Consider the following 2,500-nt stretch of genomic DNA (forward strand, 5'->3'; position numbering starts at 1 on the left):
CCAAATTCACCTTTGATGGCATTGCATTCAGCGGCATCTTTCCGAGCCTGCTCCTTTTGGACAGGTGCCCCAAGCGCGATACAGTCAGAAATAAAGTTCTGCCCTCAGAATGTTTTCTTGAATCGCTTGGCGTGGTTCTCTTCCGCTTTCCACCAGAGAATAAAGTTGCTAAGTCCAATCAAAAAGTAGAAAATCATCCTGACTATCATTTAAAATTAGGTTTGCTTGTTTAAATAACGATATACTTTTTTTCAACGCCAAACTCTGTAGGATCCAAAACTTGTTGCAGTAAAGAACGACCTACCAACTTTTCTAATAAAAGAATCAAGTCAATTCCTGTCCCTTCAAATGCCGGATGGTGAAAAAGCTCAGCTACACTCCACGGCTCAGTACGACTCTTCATAATCTCAAATAAAAATTCGCTACATTCTTTAATTTTTGAAACCATGGAAAAATCACTGGCCAGCAGTAAAAGCTCCAAACGCTTTTCCAATGGCTCACTTGTTGTTATAAGTTCTTCATATAATTTATAAATAGAACAATCTATTTCCTGTACTTGCTTCCAGACAACTGTTTCCGGGATGTAGCCTTCCTGCATAATTGATAGTCTGGCCCAGTGATGCAAAGCCCTGAACATATTACTATACGCATCTAATAACAATCCCTGTGCCGTATACTCTTTGGCTTCAAGGTATTGCCGCAAAAAATACGAAAACTCTATACAGACTTTTCTCTTATGAAATGAAGAAGGGTGGGTACAAAAAAGTTGACGGATATTTTCAATAAAACCATTTGCATCATACATCAATTCGCCTTGTAACGCCCATTGTACAAATCTACGCTGGAAGCGATGTTCAACAACATGCGAAAAATAAGAAGCACTTACCCAACGTACCTGAACGTTCTGCTCATCTACAACTAGATTTTTCACCTCTATTTTTTTGTCACATGTATTCACAATCACAATATATAAGAGCTCAATACCATCTGTAAAAGCGCTCCCTTGTTGAAAAGGAGTAACCTGAATTATGGATTCAATCAAATTACGATTAATTCCTTCAGGTACATTTTGCAACAGCCACTGTTTCATTCTTCCTAGCTCCTCTCATGCCTTTCCACTAGCTTCTTTAACAATATAATTCATTCGACAAGCATAAATAATTCACCTTCTACTATTGACACAGTGTTAATGAAGATTTATTATAATTTATGTACATTTCTTTTACTCTTCCTGAGGTACTAACTATATCCTTCTTTTTCCTCCTTATGCTATATGAGGAGGATTTTTTTATGTTGCATATGTTATCTCTTGATTTAGCGGATGCTTTATTAAAATAAGTATAAAAAAACAGGTCGTTTCTCTATATAGAAAAACGACCTGTTTCCTTTATCCAACATACAACTTATGACTTGCTACTACACCGCGGACAAATACCGTAAAATTCTATACGATGATCCACTATTACAAAGCCTGTACTATCTCTTGCTTGCTTCTCCACTTTCTCTATAGATGGATAAGAAAAGTCAGCTAGGCTCCCACACTTCGTACAAACAGCGTGATAATGTTCTTTCATATTAGCATCAAACCGATTGGCATGATCTCCATATGTAAGCTCACATACAAGATTGATTTCTTTAAAAAGACGAAGATTATTATATATAGTTGCAACACTAATTGTAGGAAGCTTATATTTTAGTGCCTCATATATCTCCTCTACTGTTGGGTGGTTCATATGTTCGAGCAAATAACTTAAAATTGCGCAGCGCTGAGGGGTTATTCTTACACCATTTTTTTTCAAATAAAATAAAGCCTGTTGTGAAGCGACAGACATAACAAGACCTCTTTTCAAATTAATAACGATTCTCATTTTTATATATTTGCTCTTAAGTGTAAGATATCTCTTTACTTTTTGTCAATCCAGTAGGAGAGGGCACTCCTCCCCCTCTCACACTGCCGTGTGTAGTACCATCGATATAAGACCCGGTTCATTAGCCGGGCACGCCATACAAAAAAATCCCAGAACGATGTTCTGAGATTTTTTTAAATATGCGGTCGGCGAGACTCGAACTCGCACGATCATAGATCACTACCCCCTCAAGATAGCGTGTCTGCCAATTCCACCACGACCGCAAACATATTATGGCGGGCCTACTAGGATTCGAACCTAGGCACCTGGTACCGGAAACCAGTGCTCTATCCCCTGAGCTATAGGCCCTTGTTGTGGCTCCGCAGGCCGGACTCGAACCAGCGACCGATCGGTTAACAGCCGATTGCTCTACCGACTGAGCTACTGCGGAATAGTGCCATATGAAAGTGCTATAGCACCTTCAAAACTGAATCGAAACGAAACGTAAGTTGTATTGGTTAAGCCCTCGACCGATTAGTATTCGTCAGCTCCGCACATTGCTGCACTTCCACCTCGAACCTATCTACCTCATCATCTATAAGGGGTCTTACCAGCTTATGCTGTGGGAAATCTCATCTTGAGGGGGGCTTCAC

2 protein-coding genes, 3 tRNA genes, 1 rRNA gene and 1 pseudogene (2 of these 7 cut by a window edge) are annotated in these 2,500 nt (G+C 39.6%); all 7 read right to left on the bottom strand.

What is annotated here, in order from left to right; all coding sequences use genetic code 11:
• Positions 1-74: pseudogene (locus CB4_RS21760) on the bottom strand (IS5/IS1182 family transposase) (its annotated part extends 112 nt beyond the left edge of the window); the annotation flags it as partial.
• Between the two features lie 155 nt (positions 75-229).
• Complete coding sequence (locus tag CB4_RS19060) at positions 230-1,090, bottom strand: nucleotidyltransferase-like protein (protein WP_096467285.1); 861 nt, start codon at positions 1,088-1,090, stop codon at positions 230-232.
• Positions 1,091-1,403: 313 nt separating this feature from the next.
• Entirely contained in the window at positions 1,404-1,832 is a 429-nt protein-coding gene (locus CB4_RS19065; protein ID WP_096467286.1) for a Fur family transcriptional regulator, read from the bottom strand.
• A gap of 216 nt (positions 1,833-2,048) precedes the next feature.
• Positions 2,049-2,131, bottom strand: a tRNA-Leu gene (locus tag CB4_RS19070).
• 10 nt (positions 2,132-2,141) lie between these two features.
• Positions 2,142-2,216 (bottom strand) — tRNA-Arg (locus CB4_RS19075).
• Positions 2,217-2,222: 6 nt separating this feature from the next.
• Positions 2,223-2,298: transfer RNA gene (locus CB4_RS19080), tRNA-Asn, on the bottom strand.
• 63 nt (positions 2,299-2,361) lie between these two features.
• Positions 2,362-2,500: ribosomal RNA gene (locus CB4_RS19085) — 23S ribosomal RNA — on the bottom strand (it continues 2,800 nt past the right edge of the window).

The organism is Aneurinibacillus soli (assembly GCF_002355375.1).
Classification (GTDB): domain Bacteria; phylum Bacillota; class Bacilli; order Aneurinibacillales; family Aneurinibacillaceae; genus Aneurinibacillus; species Aneurinibacillus soli.

Coding starts and splice junctions, on each gene's coding strand:
- CB4_RS19060 (WP_096467285.1), bottom strand. CDS start 1,090: ATGAAACAGTGGCTGTTGCAAAATGTACCTGAAGGAATTAATCGTAAT.
- CB4_RS19065 (WP_096467286.1), bottom strand. CDS start 1,832: ATGTCTGTCGCTTCACAACAGGCTTTATTTTATTTGAAAAAAAATGGT.